This window comes from Actinomadura sp. GTD37 (genome assembly GCF_041951365.1).
GTDB lineage: Bacteria > Actinomycetota > Actinomycetes > Streptosporangiales > Streptosporangiaceae > Spirillospora.
Map to the genome: position 1 here is coordinate 201494 of NZ_JBGNUS010000007.1, position 22093 is coordinate 223586.

General features: G+C 71.8%; 29 protein-coding genes. 15 read left to right on the top strand and 14 right to left on the bottom strand.

Annotation, left to right across the window (positions count from 1 at the left end):
- Window positions 1-57: 57 nt before the first annotated feature.
- The 6 genes from ACA511_RS31350 to fdxA form a co-directional block, all read right to left on the bottom strand.
- Window positions 58-495, bottom strand: coding sequence for a DUF350 domain-containing protein (locus ACA511_RS31350; protein WP_375028273.1), 438 nt, complete (start codon window positions 493-495; stop codon window positions 58-60).
- Between the two features lie 10 nt (window positions 496-505).
- A complete protein-coding gene (locus ACA511_RS31355) occupies window positions 506-940 on the bottom strand; it encodes a DUF4247 domain-containing protein (protein WP_375028274.1) in 435 nt (144 codons plus the stop codon).
- Window positions 937-1437: a DUF2617 family protein gene (locus tag ACA511_RS31360; RefSeq protein WP_375028275.1), complete on the bottom strand. Its 501-nt coding sequence runs from the start codon at window positions 1435-1437 to the stop codon at window positions 937-939. Before ACA511_RS31360 ends, ACA511_RS31355 begins: the two co-directional genes overlap by 4 nt.
- Window positions 1438-2055 (bottom strand): DUF4178 domain-containing protein, encoded by a 618-nt coding sequence (locus tag ACA511_RS31365; RefSeq protein ID WP_375028276.1) that lies wholly within the window; start codon window positions 2053-2055, stop codon window positions 1438-1440.
- A 220-nt stretch (window positions 2056-2275) separates the two neighbouring features.
- Window positions 2276-3361: a succinyldiaminopimelate transaminase gene (gene dapC, locus ACA511_RS31370; protein ID WP_375028277.1), complete on the bottom strand. Its 1086-nt coding sequence runs from the start codon at window positions 3359-3361 to the stop codon at window positions 2276-2278.
- Window positions 3362-3490: 129 nt separating this feature from the next.
- Window positions 3491-3817: a ferredoxin gene (gene fdxA / locus ACA511_RS31375; protein ID WP_141578074.1), complete on the bottom strand. Its 327-nt coding sequence runs from the start codon at window positions 3815-3817 to the stop codon at window positions 3491-3493.
- Between the two features lie 112 nt (window positions 3818-3929).
- Between fdxA and ACA511_RS31380 the strand changes: the two genes are divergently transcribed.
- A complete protein-coding gene (locus ACA511_RS31380; protein ID WP_375028278.1) occupies window positions 3930-4199 on the top strand; it encodes a hypothetical protein in 270 nt (89 codons plus the stop codon).
- A gap of 18 nt (window positions 4200-4217) precedes the next feature.
- Here the strand turns inward: ACA511_RS31380 and ACA511_RS31385 are convergent, their stop codons facing one another.
- The 3 genes from ACA511_RS31385 to ACA511_RS31395 form a co-directional block, all read right to left on the bottom strand.
- A complete protein-coding gene (locus tag ACA511_RS31385; protein WP_375028279.1) occupies window positions 4218-5174 on the bottom strand; it encodes a polysaccharide deacetylase family protein in 957 nt (318 codons plus the stop codon).
- Between the two features lie 136 nt (window positions 5175-5310).
- A complete protein-coding gene (locus ACA511_RS31390) occupies window positions 5311-6183 on the bottom strand; it encodes a crotonase/enoyl-CoA hydratase family protein (protein ID WP_375028280.1) in 873 nt (290 codons plus the stop codon).
- Window positions 6184-6247: 64 nt separating this feature from the next.
- The gene (locus tag ACA511_RS31395; RefSeq protein ID WP_375028281.1) at window positions 6248-6583 is read right to left on the bottom strand and encodes a hypothetical protein; all 336 of its coding nucleotides are present in this window, start codon (window positions 6581-6583) and stop codon (window positions 6248-6250) included.
- Window positions 6584-6623: 40 nt separating this feature from the next.
- Here ACA511_RS31395 and ACA511_RS31400 point away from each other — a divergent pair, with 40 nt between their 5' ends.
- The 3 genes from ACA511_RS31400 to ACA511_RS31410 all read left to right on the top strand — a co-directional run bounded on the left by ACA511_RS31400 (window position 6624) and on the right by ACA511_RS31410 (window position 9424).
- A complete protein-coding gene (locus ACA511_RS31400) occupies window positions 6624-7436 on the top strand; it encodes a methyltransferase domain-containing protein (protein WP_375028282.1) in 813 nt (270 codons plus the stop codon).
- A 33-nt stretch (window positions 7437-7469) separates the two neighbouring features.
- Window positions 7470-8132: a hypothetical protein gene (locus ACA511_RS31405; protein WP_375028283.1), complete on the top strand. Its 663-nt coding sequence runs from the start codon at window positions 7470-7472 to the stop codon at window positions 8130-8132.
- 119 nt (window positions 8133-8251) lie between these two features.
- Complete coding sequence (locus ACA511_RS31410; RefSeq protein WP_375028284.1) at window positions 8252-9424, top strand: alpha/beta hydrolase family protein; 1173 nt, start codon at window positions 8252-8254, stop codon at window positions 9422-9424.
- On the opposite strand, the gene ACA511_RS31415 is transcribed toward ACA511_RS31410, so the two are convergent.
- Window positions 9417-10370, bottom strand: coding sequence for a zinc-binding dehydrogenase (locus tag ACA511_RS31415; protein ID WP_375028285.1), 954 nt, complete (start codon window positions 10368-10370; stop codon window positions 9417-9419). The two genes, ACA511_RS31410 and ACA511_RS31415, sit on opposite strands and share 8 nt — an antisense overlap.
- A gap of 157 nt (window positions 10371-10527) precedes the next feature.
- Between ACA511_RS31415 and ACA511_RS31420 the strand changes: the two genes are divergently transcribed.
- From ACA511_RS31420 to ACA511_RS31430, 3 genes are all read left to right on the top strand, one after another.
- Window positions 10528-11121: a hypothetical protein gene (locus tag ACA511_RS31420; protein WP_375028286.1), complete on the top strand. Its 594-nt coding sequence runs from the start codon at window positions 10528-10530 to the stop codon at window positions 11119-11121.
- Window positions 11122-11477: 356 nt separating this feature from the next.
- Complete coding sequence (locus ACA511_RS31425; RefSeq protein ID WP_375028287.1) at window positions 11478-11915, top strand: hypothetical protein; 438 nt, start codon at window positions 11478-11480, stop codon at window positions 11913-11915.
- On the top strand, window positions 11912-13675 hold the full coding sequence (locus tag ACA511_RS31430; RefSeq protein ID WP_375028288.1) for a serine/threonine-protein kinase: 1764 nt from the start codon (window positions 11912-11914) through the stop codon (window positions 13673-13675). Before ACA511_RS31425 ends, ACA511_RS31430 begins: the two co-directional genes overlap by 4 nt.
- Window positions 13676-13968: 293 nt before the next feature.
- Here ACA511_RS31430 and ACA511_RS31435 read toward each other — a convergent pair whose 3' ends face one another.
- Both ACA511_RS31435 and ACA511_RS31440 read right to left on the bottom strand, forming a co-directional pair.
- Window positions 13969-14175 carry an ATP-binding protein gene (locus ACA511_RS31435; protein ID WP_375028289.1) on the bottom strand — a complete coding sequence of 69 codons (207 nt, stop codon included), beginning with the start codon at window positions 14173-14175 and terminating at the stop codon, window positions 13969-13971.
- Window positions 14156-14350, bottom strand: coding sequence for a hypothetical protein (locus ACA511_RS31440; protein WP_375028290.1), 195 nt, complete (start codon window positions 14348-14350; stop codon window positions 14156-14158). Before ACA511_RS31440 ends, ACA511_RS31435 begins: the two co-directional genes overlap by 20 nt.
- Before the next feature lie 140 nt (window positions 14351-14490).
- Here ACA511_RS31440 and ACA511_RS31445 point away from each other — a divergent pair, with 140 nt between their 5' ends.
- The 4 genes from ACA511_RS31445 to ACA511_RS31460 all read left to right on the top strand — a co-directional run bounded on the left by ACA511_RS31445 (window position 14491) and on the right by ACA511_RS31460 (window position 16224).
- Window positions 14491-15177, top strand: coding sequence for a helix-turn-helix domain-containing protein (locus tag ACA511_RS31445; protein WP_375028291.1), 687 nt, complete (start codon window positions 14491-14493; stop codon window positions 15175-15177).
- Window positions 15178-15262: 85 nt separating this feature from the next.
- Window positions 15263-15442, top strand: a complete 180-nt coding sequence (locus ACA511_RS31450; protein WP_375028292.1) for a DUF397 domain-containing protein — start codon at window positions 15263-15265, stop codon at window positions 15440-15442.
- Window positions 15443-15469: 27 nt separating this feature from the next.
- Window positions 15470-15646, top strand: a complete 177-nt coding sequence (locus tag ACA511_RS31455) for a DUF397 domain-containing protein (protein ID WP_375028293.1) — start codon at window positions 15470-15472, stop codon at window positions 15644-15646.
- A gap of 59 nt (window positions 15647-15705) precedes the next feature.
- On the top strand, window positions 15706-16224 hold the full coding sequence (locus ACA511_RS31460; RefSeq protein WP_375028418.1) for an AAA family ATPase: 519 nt from the start codon (window positions 15706-15708) through the stop codon (window positions 16222-16224).
- 81 nt (window positions 16225-16305) lie between these two features.
- Here ACA511_RS31460 and ACA511_RS31465 read toward each other — a convergent pair whose 3' ends face one another.
- Window positions 16306-16917, bottom strand: a complete 612-nt coding sequence (locus ACA511_RS31465) for a DUF6461 domain-containing protein (RefSeq protein ID WP_375028294.1) — start codon at window positions 16915-16917, stop codon at window positions 16306-16308.
- Window positions 16918-17164: 247 nt separating this feature from the next.
- On the opposite strand from ACA511_RS31465, the gene ACA511_RS31470 reads away from it, so the two are divergent.
- The 3 genes from ACA511_RS31470 to ACA511_RS31480 all read left to right on the top strand — a co-directional run bounded on the left by ACA511_RS31470 (window position 17165) and on the right by ACA511_RS31480 (window position 21344).
- The gene (locus tag ACA511_RS31470) at window positions 17165-18592 is read left to right on the top strand and encodes a hypothetical protein (RefSeq protein ID WP_375028295.1); all 1428 of its coding nucleotides are present in this window, start codon (window positions 17165-17167) and stop codon (window positions 18590-18592) included.
- Between the two features lie 71 nt (window positions 18593-18663).
- Entirely contained in the window at window positions 18664-20541 is a 1878-nt protein-coding gene (locus tag ACA511_RS31475; protein ID WP_375028296.1) for an endonuclease/exonuclease/phosphatase family protein, read from the top strand.
- A gap of 47 nt (window positions 20542-20588) precedes the next feature.
- On the top strand, window positions 20589-21344 hold the full coding sequence (locus ACA511_RS31480; RefSeq protein ID WP_375028297.1) for a hypothetical protein: 756 nt from the start codon (window positions 20589-20591) through the stop codon (window positions 21342-21344).
- Here ACA511_RS31480 and ACA511_RS31485 read toward each other — a convergent pair.
- A complete protein-coding gene (locus ACA511_RS31485; RefSeq protein ID WP_375028298.1) occupies window positions 21341-21685 on the bottom strand; it encodes an MmcQ/YjbR family DNA-binding protein in 345 nt (114 codons plus the stop codon). The two genes, ACA511_RS31480 and ACA511_RS31485, sit on opposite strands and share 4 nt — an antisense overlap.
- Window positions 21686-21754: 69 nt before the next feature.
- Here ACA511_RS31485 and ACA511_RS31490 point away from each other — a divergent pair, with 69 nt between their 5' ends.
- Window positions 21755-22093: a CU044_2847 family protein gene (locus tag ACA511_RS31490; protein ID WP_375028299.1), complete on the top strand. Its 339-nt coding sequence runs from the start codon at window positions 21755-21757 to the stop codon at window positions 22091-22093.

Consider the following 22093-nt stretch of genomic DNA (forward strand, 5'->3'; position numbering starts at 1 on the left):
CCGCATCGGACGGCTCCGGGCCGGACGGCAGGACGGCCCCGTCCAGGTCGCGGGACGTCAGGAGACCGCCCCGGCCACGATCGCGGCGACGCCGAGGTCGGCCGCGGCGACGACCCACCCGGCCGGGTGGATGCCCGTGCCGCCGCCGTCCGCGTCCACGAGGGTCGCGCCCAGCTTGCCCGGCGTGATCACGTCCAGCAGGAAGAACGCGACGATCATCAGCACGATGCCGCACGCGCCGAACACGGCGGTGTCGATCAGGCCGTCGGTGAGGTCGCTGTCGCTCGTGACGATCGCGGTCGTGACGATCGCGCCGATGCCGAGGAGCTTGGCCGACAGCAGCAGCGCGGCGCCGCGGTTGCCCTCGGTCCAGATCTGCTTGCCGAGCCTGCCGGGCGTCGTCACCTCCACCACCAGGTAGCCGAGCGCCATCAGCGCGATCCCGATCGCCCCGTAGGCGAACGTCGCGCCGACCTCGTCAAGGATGTCGTTCATGTGTCGCTCCTCATTTGCCCGACCCTGGGCCGCCGCCCCGGAAGGACGCGGCGCCTCTGCTGTTCCATCCGTTGCTGCCGGGGCTCGACCAGCGCCCGCCGACGTGGGAGTAGTAGCGGTTGTAGCCGCCGCGGGGCCTGTCGACCGTGATCCGGCTGCCCGCGCCGTTCGGCAGGACGCCGACGACGAGCTTCGGGTAGCGCAGGAAGATGCCGCCCGCGGCGCCCTTGACCGCCATGTCGTCCACCCGGTCGATCGGCTTGAACTTGCGGCCGATCTCGGAGGCGACCGTCTGGGGGGCCTTCGGGGAGCGGTAGGCGCCCGATCCCGTCTTGGTGTACTTGTCGCCGATCCACGACGACTGCGACTGCCCGCAGCCGCCGAGCGCGACGGTGGTCAGGGCGGCGGCGGCCACGGCGCCCGCCACCCGGTGTCCGCTGTTCATGAGGGTCTCACCAACCGGCTTCGCGTCATCACGATCTCCCGGGTCTGGGGGTAGGCGTGCCAGGTCCGCCAGCCGAACCCGGGTTCCTGCGTCTCTTCCAGGGCCAGCGCGGTGACGGCGTGCGGGGAGCCGGGGAACGCCCCGGTCAGCGCGTCACCGCGGTCCGCGAGCCGCGCGCACACGGCCTCGACGGCGCCGGCGAACGCCGTCCCGTCGCTGTGCGCTGCGGTCGTCGCGGCGAACTCGTACGCCCAGCCGGGCACGCTCGTCGCCGCGCGTCCGGGCAGCGGCTCGGCGCGGCCGGCCAGGCATGCCACCGTCTCGCTCAGCGGGCCGGCGATGACCTGGTGGGACGCGCCGAGCAGGCGCATCTCCACGGTCAGGCCGGCGCGCTCCACCGGGAGGACGGCGAGCGCGTCCAGCGGCGGCAGGCCGAGCACGAAGGAGAGCCCGTCCGCGCGCGCGTCCGCGTAGGGGGTGTCGAGGGTGGCGCGCACTCAGGCACCGCCGCCCGGGTAGATCGTCATCGATCCGGTGGGGACGCGCTCGCCGAGGCCCGCCTCCCACTGGCCGCCGCCGTACTGCTCGAACGACAGGTACTTCCCGCGCGGGCCCTCGTAGTCGACGTACTCCACCCGGCCCTGGACGCCGACGCCGGTCGTGCCCTCGCTGGTGTAGTCGGCGGTGCCGTGCTCGTCGCGGCGGTACTCGACGCCGTCCACGACGACGGTCTTCTCACCGGGCGACAGGTCGCCGATGTCGTGCTCCGTCCACCAGACGACCTCCAGGTCGGGGTCCTCCTCGACGGAGACCCACACCTTGGCGCCCTCGGCGGTGTCGGCGTCGAGGAGGTGCTCGCTCCAGGTGAAGCCGCCCTCCTTCAGCCGCACCGAGCCCCGCACGAAGTAGCGGGTGCCGAGGTACTCGACCATGTCGCCGGCCTTCAGCGTCCGCGGGTCGCCGGCCACCTGGTCCTCGGCGGCGAACGGATCGCGCGGCGCGGCGGGCGGGGGCGGAGCCGGGGTGTTCGAACGACGTCGCAGCAGGACGAGGATGAGCACGACCAATGCGACCAGAATCAGCGCCAGGAGGATGACAATCGCCGTTCCGCCCACGGGCACCTCCATCGTTTCGTCGACAACACGGGCGCAGACCAGCGGATCTTACCGACTGTGGCGTCTCAGGCCCATACCGCGATGAGACGTATCAAATGATCCTCGGGTTTCATGTGAGAACCCGACGATCCGATGCAAGGCCGATACCGAAACCGGCCGGAGGCGGCCCGGTTCAGAGACGGGCGGGCTCAGGGGCGGCCCGTCTCAGAGGCGGGCGGGTTCAGAGGCGGTCGGCGGCGGCGGCGACGCGGTCGTCCGTCGCGGTGAAGGCGATCCTGACGTGCCGGGCGCCGGCCGGGCCGTAGAACTCGCCGGGGCCGACGAGGACGCCGAGGGACGCCAGGTGGGCGACGGTGTCCCAGCACGGCTCGTCCCGGGTGGCCCACAGGTAGAGGGACGCCTCGGAGTGGTCGACGCGGAAGCCGTGCCGCTCGAACGCCTCGCGCAGGACGGCGCGGCGGCGCGCGTACCGGGCCCGCTGCTCGTCCACGTGCGCGTCGTCGGCGAACGCCACCGCCATCGCGGCCTGCACCGGCGCCGGGACGATCATGCCGGCGTGCTTGCGGACCTCCAGCAGCCGCTTCACGAGCGCGAGGTCGCCGGTGACGAACCCGGCCCGGTAGCCCGCCATGTTGGAGCGCTTGGAGAGGGAGTTGACCGCGAGCAGCCCCTCGTGGGAGCCGTCGCACACGTCCGGGTGCAGGACCGAGATCGGCGGCTTCTCCTCGTCCCAGCCGAACTCCAGGTAGCACTCGTCGCTGACGACGACCGCGCCCCGGCCGCGCGCCCACGCGACGACCTTGCGCAGGTGCTCGGCGGGCAGCACCTTGCCGGTCGGGTTGGACGGCGAGTTCACCCACACGATCTTCGGGTTCACCGGGCCGAGCGCGAGGAGCCCGTCGGTCGCGACGGGCTCGGCCCCGGCCAGCCGGACGCCCACGTCGTACGTCGGGTAGGCCAGCTCGGGGAAGACGACCTTGTCGCCGGGGCCGGCGCCGAGCAGCGTCGGCAGCCAGGCGACCAGCTCCTTGGTGCCGATGACGGGGAGCACCGCGTCCGGGTCGGCGCCGGACACGCCGGCGCGGCGCCGCAGCCAGCCCGCGACCGACTCGCGCAGCTCGGGCGTCCCGTAGGTCTGCGGGTAGCCGGGCGCGTCGGCCGCCCCGGCGAGGGCCGCCCGGATCGGCTCGGGCGTCGGGTCGACGGGCGTCCCGACGGACAGGTCGACGATGCCGTCCGGGTGCGCCAGCGCCCGCTCCTTGTACGGCGCGAGCCGATCCCACGGAAAGTCCGGCAACGTGAACACTGGCCCTGCTCCTCCTCTGGAGACCCGGCGGGCCGCGGCCCTCCCCACGGGGAGGCCGCGGCCCGGAAAACGGCGCAGGGGACCCTCGGGGCGCGCCTCGGAGCGCGCCGGCCGGGTCCGCCCGGTCTGCTACTCGTCGTGGCTCTGCGGAGGCAGCGCGGCGACGATCGGGTGGTCCTTGTCGATCTTCCCGACCTTGGACGCGCCGCCGGGCGAGCCGAGGTCGTCGAAGAACTCCACGTTCACCTTGTAGAAGTCCTTCCACTGATCGGGGACGTCGTCCTCGTAGTAGATGGCCTCAACCGGGCACACCGGCTCGCATGCGCCGCAGTCGACGCACTCGTCCGGGTGGATGTAGAGCTGACGCTTCCCTTCGTAGATGCAGTCGACCGGGCACTCCTCGATGCATGCCTTGTCGAGCAGGTCCACGCAGGGCTGCGCAATGACGTAGGTCACGTCAGTGACTCCTCTCGGATATCCGGCCCCGCCGCACGTCACGGGTCGCCGCAAGCTCGCTGTGAATAGTATGGCCACCACGGCTCAGTCGATTCGACATGGGGGTCCTCACATGTCCGCCCGCTTCGCCGCGCGGCTGGTGGTTTCCATCAGTGGCGCGGACGTGGGCCAGCGGGTCTCGCTGCGCCGCCGTCTGCCTACGGGAGAGTACAGCGACGTCGTCGGCGTGCTCGAATCGTGGTCCGGCAAGACCCTCATGGTGCGCCGCCGCGACGGCGAGCTGGTCGAGGTGCCCGAGGAGATCATGGTCGCGGCGAAGGTCGTCCCGCCGCAGCCGCCGCCGCGCCGCCGTCCCCGCCGAGAGGAGCCGGAGGACGGCTGACGCGGCCGGCCCGGCCGGTCAGCCGGTGCCGCCGGGCGCCGGGCTCGACGGCGCCGGACTGGACGGGGCCGGGCTGGACGGGGCCGGGCTCGCCGGAGCGGGGCTCGACGGAGCCGGGCTGGACGGACCCGCCGGAGCCGGGCTCGTGCGCGCCGGTCCGGCGGGCGATCCGGACGGCGGCGGGCTCGCCGTGACCGGTGCGGGCTCGGTGACGCGCTCGCTGTAGGTCACGCCCGGCTTGAGCGGCCGGCCCTGGAAGAGCTCCGACACCGTGACGAACGTGAACCCGCGCTTCTTCAGGCCGTCCACCACCTTCGGGATGGACTCGACGCTCGTCTTGTGGATGTCGTGGAACAGGATGATGCCGCCGCGGTTCGCCTCCTTGACCCCGACCCGGGCGTCGCGGGCGGCGTTGTGGTAGCGCCAGTCGAGCGTGTCGACGCTCCACAGGATCAGCGGCATCCCGACATCGCGTCCGACGCGCTTGTTCGTCGCCCCGTACGGCGGGCGCATCAGCGTCGCCTTCACCCCGCCGGACGCGGCCGCGATGGCCTGCTGCGTCCGCTGGATCTGCGACCGCACCCCGGCGGACGACATCCCGGTGAGCTGCGGATGGGACCAGCTGTGGTTGGCCAGCTCATGGCCTTCGAGGGCCATCCGGCGCACCACGTCGCGATGGGCGCCGACGTTCTCGCCGAGCATGAAGAACGTGGCCCGGACGCCACCCTTGTGCAGCGTGTCGAGCAGGCCCGCGGTGTAGGGCCCCGGGCCGTCGTCGAACGTGAGCGCGACGCACTTCACCCGGTCGCAGTCGATCTTCCGTGGCGGTGGCGGCGCAGGCGCCCGGGTCGCCTGCGCCCTGCCGCCCAGGGCGGCGTTCTGCCCGGCGGTCCGCGCCTGCCGCTTGTCCGCGTGGCTGCATCCCGCGATGAGCAGCAGTCCGGCCGCAATGACGGTGATTCTTCTGGTCCGCACCACGCACCCCCGAACGTGTCGCTTCGGGGCGGCTAATACCCTCCGTCACCGTTAAGACACATGACGGGGCGGATACTGGTTCGTGACCGGTTCGCCCGGACCGGCGGAGGCCGCGGCGGGCCGGGCCGGGCGGGCGTCAGCGGAGCGGCCAGTCGGGGACCTCGGGCGGGAGGTCCTCGCTGACGCGCATCGGGAAGTCGGCGTCCCGCTTCTCCAGGAAGGACGAGACGCCCTCGATCGCGTCGGCGCCGCCGCCGAGGGCCGCCATGAGGCGGGAGTCGGCGACGTGCGCGTCCCAGGGGGACGGGGCGGACAGGCCCGACCACATGAGGCGGCGGATCGCGGCGACGGACACGGCCGAGGTGTTCCCGGCGATCTCGCGGGCGAGCGCGTAGGCGGCGGGGAGCAGTTCGTCCGGCGCGTACACGCGGGAGACGAGGCGTCCGGCGAGGGCCTCCCGGGCGTCGAAGACGCGGCCGGTCGCGGCCCACTCCATGGCCTGCGCGATGCCGACGATGCGCGGCAGGAACCAGCTGGACGCGGCCTCGGTGACGATGCCGCGGCGCGCGAACACGAACCCGAACCTGGCCTTCTCGCTGGCGAGGCGGACGTCCATCGGAAGGGTCATGGTGACGCCGACGCCGACCGCGGCGCCGTTGAACGCGCCGATGACGGGCTTGAGGCAGCGGGCGATGCGCAGCGCGACGGTGCCGCCGCCGTCGCGCGGGGTGCCGTCCTCCAGGACGTCGTCCTCCCCGGCGAACATGTCCTTCGACCTCTCCTTGTCGAAGGTGTCGCCGCCGCCGCTCAGGTCGGCGCCCGCGCAGAACGCGCGGCCGGCGCCGGTCACCACGACCGCGCGGACGGCGTCGTCGGCGTCGATCCGGTCGAAGACGTCGAGCATCTCGTTGCGCATGGTGAACGTGTAGGCGTTCATCTTGTGCGGCCGGTTCAGCGTGACGGTGGCGACCCCGTCCCGCACCTCGTACTCGATCTCCTTGTACGGCACCCGCGCACCCCTCCCGCTCGACAGAACCCGATTCTAGAACGAGTCTTCAGCTTCGGGGGGCCGGTCAGCTCCGGGCCTCGGGGAAGAGGCGGAGCAGGACGTCGCGGCGCCACTCCGCGGCGTCGCGGCCCGGCGGCGGGACGGGGATCAGCGCGCCGTCCCCGGCCTCGGCGAAGCGGACCCCGACGCCCGGGGCGAGTTCGGCGGGGGGCTCGCCGGTCGCCGCGAGGCTCCGCGCCAGGGCGCCGAGGACGCGCGCCCAGCCGTCCCCGAGGTAGGGCGGCAGGCCTTCGGCGCGCAACTCCGGCAGGCCCCGCGCGGCAAGGCCGACGGTGCGCAGGGTCAGACCGTCCGGGCCGCCGGCGCCGACGATCCGGACCTCGGACGTGACGTCCGCCATTGCCAACACCGCCTCCCTACAGGACTTTCTCCGATAAATTATGACAGTGAATTGGGCCGTGACGACGTACGACTCCGCCTTCGGGTACGTCTCCGCGCACGGTGCGCCCCTGGTCGACCTGCTCGATCCGCAGCCCGGCGAACGGGTCATCGACCTCGGGTGCGGCACCGGGACGTTCAGCGCGGAGATCGCAGAGCGGGGCGCCGAGGTGCTGGGCATCGACGGCAGCCCGGACATGGTCGCGCAGGCCGCCGCCATGCACCCGGGGCTGTCCTTCATCGTCGGCGACGCCCACGACTTCACCGTCGGCGAGTCCTTCGACGCGGTCGCCTCGAACGCGGCCCTGCACTGGATGACCCGCGACCCCGACGCCGTCATCGGGCGGGTGCACGCGGCACTGCGTCCCGGCGGCCGGTTCGTCGGCGAGCTGGGCGGCGCCGGCAACTGCGCCGAGCTGATCGTCTCGATGCAGACGGCGTGGCGGGTGTTCGGCCTCGGCGAGCCGGAGCTGCCCTGGTACTTCCCGTCGCCGGCCGAGTACGCGGCCAAGCTGGAGGACGCCGGCTTCACGCTGCGGCTGCTGGAGCACGCCGACCGCCCCACCCGGATGACCGAGGGCCCGAACGGCGCCGCCGACTGGGTCCGCGCCTACGCGGCGCGCGCGCTCGCGGACGTCCCGCCGGAGATGGTCGACCCGCTGCTCGACCGGGTCAACGACCTGGCCGCGCCCGCGCTGCGCCGCGAGTCCGGATGGGTCGCCGACTACGTGCGGCTGCGGTTCGCCGCCGTCCGCCGCTCCGACGGCGCCGCGCCGCCGCCGTTCGGACCGCTGGCCACCGACCGCCCGCTCTGACGCCCCCCGCGTCCCCCGCCTAGGGTGGGGGACATGCTGCGGTTGTACGACCATCGGACGGGACGCGCCGAGCCACTGCCCGGCGGGCGGGGCCTGCGCGTCCAGGTCCTGCCGGGCGCGGGCCACCGCACGCTGGTGGTCGCCGATCTCCTGCGGCGGGTCGCGCACCGGGCCGGGCGCCATGTCCGGCTGGTCAGCACTCCCCCCGGCGTGGACGACTACGCCGACTACAGCGTCGCGTCGCTTGAAGTGCTCGACGAGCCGCTCCCCGATGCCGACGTGTACGTCTCCGCCTCCGCTCGCGCGGACGTGGACGCGCTGTGCCTGTCCGTGCCCGCCGAGACCGGCGCGGCGCCGCCCGACGCGGCGGCCGCGCGCCTCGCGATGCTCCAGGTCCCCTACCGGGAGCCCCTGGACCTGTCGGACGCTCGGTCCCTGTCCGCGAGCGAACGGCTGGACGGGTTGCGCGCCAAGGTCGCCGGTTGGGCGACGTCCCCCGGCCGTCCGATGAGCAGGGAGTACGCGGCGGAGGCGGAGTCCGCGCTGGCGGACGACCTGGGCGGCGCGGGCGCGCTCGCCGTCCTCGACCGGCTCGCCGCCGACCCGGACGTCCCGCCGGGCGCGAAGCTGGAGACGTTCGTCCACCTCGACATGCTGCTGGGGCTCGGGCTGGTCTCCGCGATCGGGACCGCCTGACCGCTCCCGCCGACCGTGCGTCCCGATGGCCTCCTCCATGGCACCTGTGCGGCAGATTAACCGCACCTGCGGGTGACCCGGGCTTTCGCGGTGTCCGGGAGAAGCTAACTTCGTATGTCGTGTCGACCCGAGCCCCAGAGTCCCCGGCCCCGGCGGCCCCCGAACCGCCGGTCCGGCCGCGACGCCGCCGCGCCCGCCCGCTGATGGCGGCGTTCGCCGCGTTCGCCGTGCTGCTGTTCGCGGCCGTCGGCGGTGTCGGCTGGTACTTCGCCGGCGTCGCGATCGAGGTCGACCACTCCGCCGAGTACCCGCTGACCATCGTGGACGCGGCGAACGGCACCGTCACGCTGCCCCGCGTGCCCGCGACGGAACGCCCCGGGGCGTGGTCCCTCGTCTGGAAGGACGGGCGCGCCTTCCTCGGGCCCGTGGTCGGCGGCGGCGAGGACCACGTCGTGCGGAAGGTCGCGTCGGTCGTCTCGGGTTCCCTGGTGAAGGGCGCACCGGCGGCCATCGACCACTGGATGTACGACGGCGACCCCAAGACGGCCCTGGGGCTGCCCTTCGAGGACGTCACGTATCCGTCCAAGGTGGGGCCGATGCCTGCGTGGCTGGTTCCGGGGGCCGCCCAGAACGGGACGTGGGTCATCGCCGTCCACGGACGGAACTCGGACAAGGCCGAGACGTTCCGCGTCATGCGCTCCGTGCACGAGATGGGCCTGCCGATCATGTCGATCGCGTACCGGAACGACGTGGGCGCGCCTACGTCCGGCGACCGCAAGAACCATCTCGGCGACACCGAATGGCACGACGTCATCTCGGCGATGGGCTACGCGCGCGCGCACGGCGCGACCGGTGTCGTCCTGTACGGATGGTCGATGGGCGGCGCGATGGTGATGACGGCCCTGCGCAAGGACCCGACGTTCGTCCGGGGCGTCGTCCTCGACTCCCCCGTCGTGGACTGGAGCGCGACCCTCGACAAGCAGGGCGACGCCCGCCACCTGCCCGGCTTCATGACCGACGTGGCCAAGCAGGTCCTGGAGTGGCGCATCGGCATCGACCTGACCGACTACGACCAGCGCCGGTACGCGCCCCGCCTGCGCAGGCCAGTGCTCCTCTACACCACCAAGGACGACGCCACCGTCGCCAACGGCCCCGCCTTCACCTTCGCCAGGACGGCCCCGCCCGGCATGGTCACCCACATCACCACACAGGGCGACCACACCCAATCGTGGAACGTCGACCCCGCCGCCTATGAACGCTCCCTGAAGACGTTCCTGAAGAGAGTCAGCTAGGGCGCACCTCAAGGAGCGTCTTGCCGACGGTCGAACGCGACTCGATCGCCCGGTGCGCGTCGGCCGCCCCGTCCAGCGGGAAGCGCTGGCCGATCACCGGCCGCAGCCGTCCCGCGGCGGCCTCCTGCAGCGCGCTGAGCGTGAACTCCCGGAGCCGTTCCGGCCCGGCGGTCGGCCGGACGAGCGCCACGCCGCGTCCGGCCGCCTCGTCCGCCGGGATACTCGCCCACTCGCCGGACGCCAGACCGAAACTGACCATGCGCCCCCCGCTCCGGAGCAGCGTGAACGCCGCACGCGCGACGTCGCCGCCGACCCCGTCGAAGACGACGTCCACCGCCGCGACCTTCTCCGCCCAGCCGGGCTCGCGGTAGTCGGCCGCCTCGTCCGCGCCGAGCCGCATCGGGACCTCCGCCTTGTGCGCGCCCCCGGCCGCCGCCACGACCGTCGCCCTCCTGGCGTTCGCCAACTGGACGAGGAGCGTCCCGACCCCGCCGGCCGCCGCCTCCACCAGCACCCGCTCGCCCGGACGGGGCCCGGCCGCGTCGAGCATCATCGCCGCCGTCCGGCCGTCGGCGAGGAGCGCCACCGCGTCGTCGAGCGCCAGGCCGTCCGGGACCTCGAACAGCGCCGCCGCGTCCACGGCGGCCTTCTCCGCGTAGCCGCCGGCGCCGCCGGTGCCGCTGACGACCCGCCGTCCGACGAGCGCGCCGTCCACGCCCGCGCCGACCGCCGTCACCACGCCGCCGACGCCGTTGCCGGGGATGACGGGCGGCTCCAGCTTCACCGGCGCCGGCCCGGACCCCGACCGCATCTGCGTCTCCACGAACGTGATGTTGACGAACTCGACCTCGACGAGCGCCTGCCCCTCCCCCGCGACGGGATCGGGCGCCTCCCCCGGCACGAGCACCTCCGGCCCGCCGAACTCCCTCAGCCACACCGCACGCATGCGAACCCCTCCCATCAGCGACAGTCGGCTCCACCCTGCAATCTCAAGCATGGTTGAGGTCAACCTGGTCGCAACGAATCCCTTTTCTCGCCCCACGCATCTCTGTAAGCTTTCGCGCGTATTCCGCCCCGTTGTCGGCTGCCGCTCAAGGAAGACGATGCGCGCCCGGTTGGTACGTTCCTCCCTGCTCGGGTCACACCGCGCCGCCGCCATGGTCGCCCTGCTGACCGTGTGCACGGTCGCCGGCTGCGGCTCGCCCGGCCCGTCCTCGAACGGCGAACTGGCCCCGAACGGCTCCCTGGACAACGGCGCCGCCACGACCGCACCCGCCGCCGGCGCGCCCTCGTCCATCCCCACGGCGGAGCTTTACAAGACGGTCCTCCAGCGCTACCGCGCCTACCAGGACGCCTACAAGAAGGCCTACGAGACCAACGACCCCAGCGCCCTCCCCGACGTCGCCATGGCCCCCCTCCTCACCGAGGTCGCCGACGACGTGGAGGCCACCAAGGCCAAGGGCGTCATCTGGCGCTTCACGAACACGTTCAACCCGCGCGTCTACGCCCGCTCCAAGGACAGCACGAAGGTCTACGTCATCGACTGCGTCAACACTCTCGCCGCCTACCGCTACTCCGCGCAGACCGGCAAGCGGATCGAGCAGCTTCCTGGGGGAGCCTTCGTGTACCGGGCCACCGTCGCGTACGCCTCCGGCACTTGGAAGGTCGCCGCCAACGTCCGGGACCGGCAATGCTGACGGTTCGCAGGGAAGGACACCCGATGTCTGCCCACACCCACACCAGACGCCCGACGGCCGCCGCCCTCACCGCTACGGTCCTCACCGCTACGGTCCTGACCGTGCCCTTGCTGCTCGCCGCCCCGGCCCAGGCCGCACCCTGCAAGGTCACCAACGGCACGCATGCGAACTGCAATAAGACCATTCGCACGCCTGGAACCGGAGGAGGCGGCACGGCGCCGGGCGGTGGCGGCGGCGGCCCCTGGGTGCCTCCTACACCAGAGGGGCTCACCCCGGACCAGGCACCAGGTGTCATAGGAGTCCCGGGGGCGGCTGCTCCCCCGCCCGCACCCCCCGCAACGGCCGACCTGGTCGCCATGGCGCAGGCCGCCGCCGAATTCCCCACGCCCACCGTGCACACGGCCCCCGCGGACAAGACGTTCGTGAGGCTACGGACGGCTCTGTGGGTGGACGGCTTCCAGGACGTGCAGACTGAACCGATCACCGTGGGCGCGCAGACGATCCAGTTGACAGCCAAGGCCGAGTCCGTGACATGGAACATGGGCGAGAAGAAGTTCGATTGCACGGGCGCCGGAACCAAGGACGGCAAGACCTGCAATTACACCTACCAGCGGTCGTCCGCGTCAGAGCCCGGCGGCAAATACATGATCACCGCGACGATCAACTGGGGCGTCGCGTGGACGTGCACGGGCGACGACTGCGACTCCGATGGTGGCGTCCTCCCGGACAACCCCGTCACATCCGCGCCCACGCCGCTCGTCGTGGGCGAGATCCAGACCAACACGGGCCAGTGACCCCGCGCGAACATCGGCTGCCCGGGTTCGTCGAACTCGCGGAGCTGGGGACGGGCGCCCAAGGTGAGGTCGTGCTCGCGCGGCACGAGTCCGGCGGCGGACCGGTCGCGATCAAGTACCTGGCCCCCGCCCTGCTCGGTGACACGGCCGCGCGGAGCGTCTTCCGCCACGAAGCGCAGATGCTCAAGCGGGTGAACAACCCGCATGTGGCGCGCTTATTCGACTACCTGGAGTCGCCCTGGGGCGCGGCGATCATTCTGGAGGCGGTCCCCGGGCGTCCGCTCCGCAAGGTCTTGGACGAGCACGAAGGAGCGCTGACGGCCGAAGCCGCGTTGGCGACGTTGAAGGGCTCGCTGCTCGGGTTGGCGGCGGCGCACGCGGTCGGGGTCGTCCACCGCGACTACAAACCCGGCAACGTGCTCGTCAGGGACGACGGGCAGAGCAAACTGATCGACTTCGGTGTCGCCGTTCTCACCGGGCAGGGCGGCGACCTGGCGGGGACGCCCAGGTACATGTCCCCGGAGCAGTGGGCGGGTGGACCCGCCACCCCGGCGACCGACCTCTACGCGGCGACATGCGTCTTCGTCGAATGCGTCACCGGCAAGAAGCCCTTCGGGGGAACGACTCTCGCCGAGCTGAAGAGCGCACACGAGCAGGGCCTCACATCGTTGGAGAATGTTCCGGAGCCGCTGCGTCCACTCGTCCGGCGGGGTTTGGCGAAGAGCCCGAGCGATCGGGTCTCGAACGCGTACGAGTTCGTGAGCGAACTGGAATCGGTCGCCGTCCAGGTCTACGGACCGGATTGGGAAAGGCGCGGAATCCTCGCACTCGGTGCGGTCGCCGCGGCCGTGGTGACGGCCGTGCCACTCGCGATGCTCGGCGGTGCCCTTCTCGCACCTGGCGCATCGGCGACCGGCGCGGCGGCCTCCACGGCCGCGGGTCATGTGGCGGCCGGTCTCGCCCAGGGCGCCGCGTCGGTCGACACGATGGCGAAAGCCGGCGCGTCCGTGTCCAAGGGCTTCCTGAGCAAGGTCGGCGGCGCGAAGGGAGCCGCCGGCATCGGGGTAGTCGGCGTGGGCGGCGTGATCGCGGCCTGGCTCTTCTGGCCCGGCCCGAGCGTGGGCGGGACGAGCCACGCAGGCGTCCACGCGTACTTCACCAACCCGGGTGTCCTCCTTGGCCAGACATACCTGCCCGCTGCGGAGACTCCGTACATCGACTTCAAGTACACGCTCACCCCGGCCAGGGCGAAGACCGGAACGGAGGTGCGCCTCATAGAAGAGTTCCACGGGCGCACTCCCGGAGGCGTTTACTACACCCCGAGCGGTGAACGCCAATGCTTCGGCCACAAAGCGACCCCGCCCAAAACCCACGCATACGGATGGGGAATCGGGCTCAGCAAAGACCAACTCGATGTCAAAAGTCCGGACTATCTCACCTTTTACCGCATGCCGCCGGCGAAGCGGAACGACATCCCGCAGAAGATATCCGGCGCCGTCACCCTCCCCGTGCGAGGTGACACCGTGGGCGAACAGCAGCCGTTCGTCGAGGCGGAGTGCGCCACCATGAGCCGCTGGACGACCACGACGAGAATCGTCCTCCCCGACCACAAACTGCTGCCTCCGGGCAAGTATCTGGTGACACCGCATGCACCGATGAAGGTGACAAAGGCGGTACGGGAAGACGAGGCGATCCCTCCGGAGTCCGCGGGAGCCAGGATCGACGGAACACTACCGGTGATCGAGATCCTGGACGACTGAACGAGCCCAGATCACCCTCCCCTCAGGCAAGACGCCATACCCGGCCAGATTTCCCGGCCCCGCGCCCATCGATCAGCGTCGCCGGACGCGCCTCTCACGCTGCGCGCGGATTTGGACTCTGCGTGCTGCGAGGTCATGCGGGATGCGAGGTTCCCCGTTCATCGCCGCTTCCAGCAATTCCGGTGACGACGCCGAAAGGAGAAGGGGCCCCGAAGCCCGCCACATGCCGCGCTCCACCCGCACCGCCCAGCCGGGGAAGCACTCCCGCAGCCGTGCCAGCACGTCGGCTTCGCTCACGCCGCCCCGTCCGGCAAGAGTGCCCACACGGTCTTCCCGCCGCCTCCGAGCGGCTGCGCGCCCCACTCCTTGACGAGCGCGCCGAGCATCGCCAGCCCGCGCCCGTCCTCGCTCAGCAGCCTCGCCGACCCCGCGGCCGGCAGGACGTCGGAGGAGTCGCAGACCTCCACGACCGTGCCCTTGTCAGCTTGGAGGAGCCGCACGGTCGCCGAGGTACTCCCCGTTGTGCTGCAGGACGTTGGTGAGGAGCTCCGACACCACGACCTGCGCTACATATGCGTCCTGCCCCCACTTCTCCAGGACGTTCCCAGTCCAGTCCCGAGCCGTTTTGACCGACTCCGCCCGAACCTGGACGACGATCTCCGCACGCCCCTGCATAAACGATCACCTCCGGATTTCCGTGACTCAGTGCACAGAATCCACTCCGAGGCGTAATGTGACTATTCAAGCTCCGAGACGCAGCTCTGGGACTCACAACCGCTTTAGAACACTTCAGATCTACTGGAGGTCCCCCCGCCATGGCCGCCAAGCGCAAGCCGTCCCCCGCCCTCAAGGCATTCGGCGCAGACGTCAGACGCCTGCGGGAAGACGCGGGCATCACCCGTACGGAACTCGCCAAGCGAATAGCGGTCACCCCCTCGTACATCTCACAGGTGGAGAGCGGCAACACACGCTGCCGCAAGGACTTCGCCCAGCGCATGGACCAGGCGCTGGGCACGGACGATCAACTCGCCGCAGCCTGGACCAAGCACCTCCGCTCCGCGGCTTACCCGAAGTTCTTCTCCGACTACTCGGAGGCCGAAGCGTCGGCCGAACTCCTCCGCGCCTACGAGGCGACCTTCGTGACCGGCCTCCTGCAGACCAAGGAGTACGCTCACGTCCTCCTTCCCGCCGAGATCGCCCTTGAAGCCCGACTGAAACGGCAGCAGATCCTCCTCCGCGAGTCGCCTCCCAGGCTGGTGGTCGTCATGGACGAAAGCGTGCTCATGCGGGAGGTCGGTGGCCCAGTCGTGATGAGGGCCCAATGCGAGCACCTACTCCAGATGACCGAGCAGGAAAACATCATCGTCCAGATAGCACCGATCGCGTACTACCGTGGCGTCTCTGGATCATTCAACATCGCGACACAGCCCACGGGGGAGGAACTGGTCTCTCTGGAGACGTCAGTCGGGGAAGCGCCTCTGACGATCCAAGGGATATCTTGACCGTCGTCGGCGAGTTCGCGGAGTTGCAGGCGCGTGCACTAAGCGTCAGCGACTCTCGCGACTTCATACGAAAGGCGATAGACCGGTGGACGACGTGACCTGGCGCAAAGCTCAGCGCAGCAACGACCACGGCGGGGCCTGTGTTGAGTTGGCCGCTCTCCCCAAGGCCGTGGGCGTGCGGGACTCCAAAGACCCGGACGGCCCGAATCTCCTCCTTACCCCGACCGCGTTCCTGGCACTCCTGACCGACCTCAAGCGGCGGTAGCCTCATCCGAAAGGTTTTAGAGGAAAGATGGAGCTGAACTGGCGAAAGTCGAGTCACAGCGACAACCTCGGCGGCAACTGCGTGGAGTTGGCAGAGCGACCTGAGGGTGTCGGTGTGCGGGACTCCACGGACCCGGACGGCCCGAAGCTCCTCCTTGCCCCGACCGCGTTCCGCTCGCTCCTGACCGACCTCAAGCGGCGGTAGCCTCGAACGGTTCCAGAGCCGAGAGGGGGCGCACCGGCGTGGGAGCGGAGGGGTTCGTCGTGGTCACCGGGGGGCCTGGGGCCGGGAAGAGCACCCTGGTCGACGGCCTGCAGGATGCTGGGTTTGCTCGGTCTTATGAGGCCGGACGCGGTGTCATCCAGGACCAAGTGGCCATCGGAGGCCGCGCGCTTCCGTGGCAGGACGTGGATCTGTTCGCCGAGATGATGCTCTGCTGGGAACTGCGCTCCTATCGCGGCATGGAGGCTCGGACGGGGCCTGTCTTCTTCGATCGCGGGATCCCCGACATCGTCGGCTACCTTCGGCTTGAGGGGCGGTCTGTCCCCGCGCACCTGGACACCGCGGCCCGCACTTTTCGCTACGACGAGCGCGTGTTCATCGCTCCGCCGTGGCCTGAGATCTACGCGCGGGACACCGAGCGCAAGCAGTCACGGGACGAGGCGGAACGGACCTACGAGTCCATGGTCACGACCTATACCGAGTACGGCTATGAGCTGGTGGAACTGCCCCGCGCGCCCGTGGAGGACCGCGTCCGGTTCGTCACTGATCATCTGCCTTGACCTTGGACAACCCCGCACCAATCCGCGGACGAACACCTCGACCAACGTGACAGCGACCGGCAGCACGGAGAACCCGGCAGCCTAGTGCCGGACGCGGTTCGCCTCGGCGCAGAGCTGGGGGCGGGCGAACCAGGCGGCGTCGAGGCGCTGTCCGGTCAGCGACTCCAGGGTGGCCATCGCGGTCTCCCAGTCCGGGCCCGGGGTGGTCCGTGCGGCGAGGTCGCACAGCGCGCCGAGGTGGTCGGTCAGGGCGTCCGGGTCGGCGCCCCATCGGGTCAGCGGTTCGAGCAGGTCCAGTTCGGTGATCACTGCGCCGTCGACGAGGTGGTAGAGCCGGTTGTAGTTGTTGATCAGCCAGAACACCGAGTGGACCGTGGCGTCCCGGCTGAGCTGCTGCAGCGCCTCCACCTCGGCGGCGGCGGCGCCGTAGGCGACGACGACGAACACGTCGCCGCGGTCTTCGAGGAACACCGCGTCGACGAAGTCGTAGTCGCTGTTGTCGTCCGGGCGGCGGGTGGTCAGGGCGTCCGGGTCGCCGTGCAACCGGCGTACCAGTTCCTGCGCCGTCAGGCCGGCCTTGTGCGGGCGGACGACCGTCCAGGACAGGCTCTCCGCCGGGCAGACCGGAAGGTGGAGCAACTGTTCGAGCATTCGCACGTAATGCTCGATCTGCTCCGGCACCGGGCCCGCCATGATCGGCTCCTTCGGTCGGCGATCGCCCGACCCTACGGGAGCGCTGGGCTGAGGGGGTGGGAGATCGCGCTGGTAGGATCGCGGCCGATGCGTGGGCGGATGCGGTGACGCAGCCTGGTGGCCCGCCCCGGCGTGATACGGCCGATGTCCGTTCGGCGCGGGATTTCGTCCGCCCGCTCGTCCACAGTTAGGTTCCCCCGTGCTGTTCTCCCCTCTTGCCGATCGCCGTGTGAAGGCCGGTGCCTTGGTGAGCGCGGTGAGGGGCCACTGGTTGTTCGCGGTGGTGCTGCTCGCGGGCGTGGTACTGCGGGTGGTCACCATGCTCGGGTTCCGCGGCGTGCTGTGGTTCAACGACAGCTACGACTTCGTCCGGATCGCGGACGATCCGTTCCCGCATCCGCTGCGGCCGTCCGGTTACGGGTTGTTCCTGTGGGCGTTGAAGCCGTTCCACAGTCTGGCGCTGGTGACGCTGCTGCAGCACGCGGCGATCGTCGGGCTGGCGGTGCTCGGCTACCGGATGCTCGTGCGGGACTTCGAGGTCCGCCGGACGTGGGCGGCGCTGGCCGTCACGCCGATCCTGCTGGACTCGTTCCAGATCGAACTCGAGCACCTCCTCCTGTCGGACACCCTGTTCACCGTCCTGGTGTTCGGGGCGATGCTGCTCCTGGCGAAGCCGGGGGCGGCCGGGTGGCGGCGGGCGGCCGCGGTGGGCGCGCTGCTCGGCGTGGCGGTCGTCACACGCACCGTCGGCGTGCCGCTGTTCGTGATCGTCGTCCTGTACCTGCTGGTGCGGCGGACGAGGTGGCCGGTGTACGCGGCGCTCGCGGTGGCGTTCGTCCTGCCGGTGGGCGCGTACGCGACGTGGTACCAGCAGGAGCACGGCCGGTTCGGGATGTCCGGGGTGGACGGCATCTTCCTGTGGGGGCGGACGGCCGCGTTCGCCGACTGCGACGCGCACGCGCCGCCGCGCGACCTGGCGAGCCTCTGCCCGTACGGGGACAAGGGCGGCCGTCCCGCGTCGTCCCACCAGATCTGGGAGGCCAACTCGCCGACCGGGTGGTCCAACGGGAAGGCGTTCGACGAGGAGACCAACGCGCGGGCGCAGCGGTTCGCGGTGTGGGCGATCCGCAACCAGCCGCTCGACTACCTGCGCGTCGTCTCCTACGACTTCTTCGTCCGGACGTTCTCGTGGCACCGGTCGCAGTACCCGACGGTCGGGACGGAGGCCAGGTACCACTTCCCGACGAAGCCCACCGCGCGCAAGCCGGAGCTGCCCGTGCTCGGCGGCGGCACCCGGCGGACGGTCGTCCGCGAGTACTCGCACGGCACGGGACGCACGCACATCGTCGAGCCGTACGCCGGCTTCATGCGCGGGTACCAGGAGCGTGTGAGCGTGCCCGGCACCGTGCTCGGGGTCGTCCTCCTCGCGGGCGCGGCCGGGATGGTGCAGCGGCGGGCGCGGGCGCGGACCGCGCTCTTCTGGACGTCCGGGGTCACTCTCCTGGCGGTTCCGCCGATCATGGTCGATTTCGATTACCGGTACATGCTGCCCGCCCTCCCGTTCGCCTGCTTCGCCGCGGCGATGGCGTGGGGCCGCCGCGAACCGGTCGCGTCGCCGGACGAGCCGGATCCGGTCGCGGAGGCGGAGCCCGAGGCGCAGCCGGCGGACGCCTGACGCCCGCCCCTCTTGCGCCCGCCCGCGCGCTACGTGAGACTTCCTCACATTCTTGGGGTGGGAGGGCGCCGGTGCCGCGGATCCGATGGGACGTCCTGCTGGGCGTGGTCGTGCTGGCGGACGTGCTGCACGTCTTCCTGCCGTCGCTCATCACGCTGGTGGGGAGCGCGGGCGAGACCCCGGCCGAGGTCATGGGCGCGTACGCGCTGTCCTGGTTCGCGGCGGCCTTCCTCACCGTCCCGCTGGCCCGGTTCGTCCCGGCCCGGCGGCTCGCGGCCGGCGGCGCGGCCCTGCTCGTCGCCGCCCGGCTCGCGCTCCAGGTCACGGACGGCGGCGACGCCCAGCTCTACGCGGCCAGTGCGGGCCTGCTCGGCGGGCTGGTGTGGCTGACCGCGACCGCGATGACCGTCCGGGACGCGGCGCCCGCCATGACCGGCTTCGCGGGCGGGCTCGCGGCCGCGACCGCGCTGCACGCGGCCGTCGAGGGCATCGACCTGGTGTGGCGGACGGGCTTCGTCCCGTGGCTGCCGCTGGCGGCCTACCTGGGGCTGTTCGCGTTCACCCTGACCCGGCGACCCCCCGGCGGCGCGGAGGCGGACGGCCCGGCGACGAACGGCGCACCCCGGATCTGGCTGGCCGCTGGGCCCGCCTTCCTCCTGTGGGGCCTCTACACGGGCAACGCGGCGCACGCGCAGGCCAGCGCGGGATGGTCCGGGGGCGTGGCGGCGGCCGTTGTGGCGGCGGCCGCCGTCCTGTCGGTGGAGGTCGCGGCCAGGCCCCGGATGTGGACGCGGCATCCGCTGGTGCCGGCCGCCGGTCTCGTCCTGTCGGCGGCCGGGTTCGCCGCCGGACGCGCCACCGTGGACGGCGTCCACGGCGTCTCCCCGGCCTGGACGGTGGGCGCCCAGGTGCTCGGCCAGTTCGCGCTCGCCGGGTGCCTCGGCTGGTCCGCGTCCGTCCCCGGCCCCGACCGGCCGGGCAGGCGCGGGACGGCGATGGCGGGCGGCTGGTTGCTGTTCGTCGTGCTGATGTTCGCCTACTACTCCGCCTACGACCTCGGCACGCCCAACCGCTGGGTGCCGGTGGCGGCCGCGCTGGGTGCGGCCGCTCTGGCCGTCCGCGCCCCGGCGGTGCGGCGCGAGCGCGGCCCGGGGGTGTGGGCGGTGGGCGCGGCGGCCGTCGCCGTCCTGGCGGTCGCGGCCGTCCCGCTGTGGCGCGACACCGGCCCGCGCTGGCGCCCGGACGGCGACGGCGGCCTCCGCGTGGCCGCGTACAACGTGCGCATGGGCTACGGCCTGGACGGGACGATGACCGTGACCCGGCAGGCCGACGCCCTGCGCGCGCTGCGCCCGCACGTCGTCGTCCTCGGCGAGGTGGACCGGGGCTGGCTGCTGAACGGCGGCCGCGACTCGCTCCGGCTGATCTCCGAGCGGCTCGGGATGCGGGCGGTCTGGGCTCCGGCCGGGGACGAGGTGTGGGGCGACGCGCTGCTCACCGACCTGCCGGTCACGTCCGTCCGGAACACGCCGCTGGTGAAGGGCGGGCCGACGGGCGCGCAGGCGCTCGCGGTCGGGCTGCGGTGGCGGGGCCGCGACCTCACGGTGATCGCCACGCACACGCAGCCGCCCGCCGACTGGTCGGACCTCGGGCAGGCCGAGCAGCTCGCCGCGCTGGCCCGGCGGGAGGGACGCGACGGCCGCCAGGTCGTCCTCGCCGGCGACCTCAACCTGGAGCCCGGCAGCCGCCCCTGGGACGTCCTGCTGGGCGCGGGGCTGACCGACGCGTTCGCACCGTCGCGCCCGTTCGCCACCTTCCCCGCCGCGCCGGAGCCGGTGAAGCAGATCGACCACATCCTGGTCACGCCCGGCCTGGTCGGACGGGACGCGGCGAACGAGGCCGTCCCCCACTCCGACCACCGGCCGATCGCCGTCACCCTCGACGCGAAATGAGTACATCAGCGGATGGCCGCGCTCTCCGCGTCCGCGATCATGGCCGCATGCGCCGACTCGGGATCGTCCTGCTGACCTGCCTGACGGCCGCCGGGTGCGGCCAGGTCCCCTACTCCGAGGAGGGCGCCACGGCGGAGGACCGGGCCACCGACGACGCGCGGCGGACCGCGGACCTGGCGGGCGACAAGCTCTACACCGCCCGGGTGATTCCCGGGCGGGACCTGGCGCACCGGGCGGCGGATCTCGACGGCGTCGAGGTCATGAGCATGACGGGCGCGTCCACCGCCGGGACCGGGGTGGTCCTCGTGGTCCGCGTCTCCGGCACGGGGGCGCCTGCCAGGCCGTACTACGGCGAGCCCGTCACCGTGCAGCGCTGCTTCCGGATGCGGTTCTCGACGACCACCGAATGGAAGGACTACGGCACTCGCCTCGTGGCATGCCCGTCCGGGGCGGCACTGAAGTTCGGCCCATGGCCGAAGACGCCGGAGATCCCGTACGAGAAGCTGCGGAAGGCGCTGCCGCGCGTCCCGGTGGGAGGCCGTGCGGACGAGGCGGAGGTCCGCGCGGCGGTCGCGTCGCTCCACCTGGACCCGGCGATCAGCGGCGAGTTCGCGACCAGGGGGGACGTCGTCGGCCTGGTCCTGAAGGCGAAGCCGTACCTGTCGGACGCGTTCGACTGCGTCCTCGCCCGCGTCGCGCCGGGCCGGACGAGCGTGTGGTCGCCGTCCCGGATCCAGCGGATGCCGGGCGAGGGCGGCTGCGGCGCCGGCAACGCCGTCGACCCGGCGCCCCCGCCGCACTAGAGGTTGTCGAGGCGCGCGGCGGCCACCTTCTTCGGGACGACCATCCGCCACGCGTCGACGACCAGCTCGCGCATCTCGGGCTCGTCGAGCGCGGCCGTCCGGCACTCCACCCAGTTGAACCGCATCTCCGATTCCCGGGGAAGGTGGAACTTCGCCGGTTCGGAGGCCACCAGCGCGGCCCGCTCCTCCTTGGGGAACGCGAACCCCATCTCGGTCTCGTCCCGCGAGAACGCGACGTAGACGATCGAGCCGACGCGGAACTTCACCCGGTCCCTGATGAGGTGCTCCGACGTGCGGGGCAGCGTCAGCGCCAGCGCCCGCACCTGTTCCACCGTGATCATCTGTCCTCCTCCGGCCGCGTTCCCCCCAGGAAAGCACGCCGGAACACATGATCTTGTTAGATTTGCCGCGTGAACGAACTGGTGCGCTGGCAGACCGAGCACGGGACGATCGTCGTGGAGAGCGACGACCGGGACCCGGGATTCCAGTCGGTGTCCCGTACCGGCGACCTGTTCCGCGAGGCGGCGGGCAAGTTCGAGGACGCCTTCGACAGCGTCCGGGAGGCGGCCCAGTCGGCGCTCGCGGCGCTGCGCGGCGGCGGCCTCGACCCGGACGCGGTCGAGCTGGAGTTCGGCGTCAAGCTCAACGCGGCGGCCGGCGCCGTCATCGCGAAGACTTCCGTCGAGGGGCACCTGAAGGTCAAGATGACCTGGGGGCGGCCCGGCACCGGGGCCGCGGAGGAGGCGTAG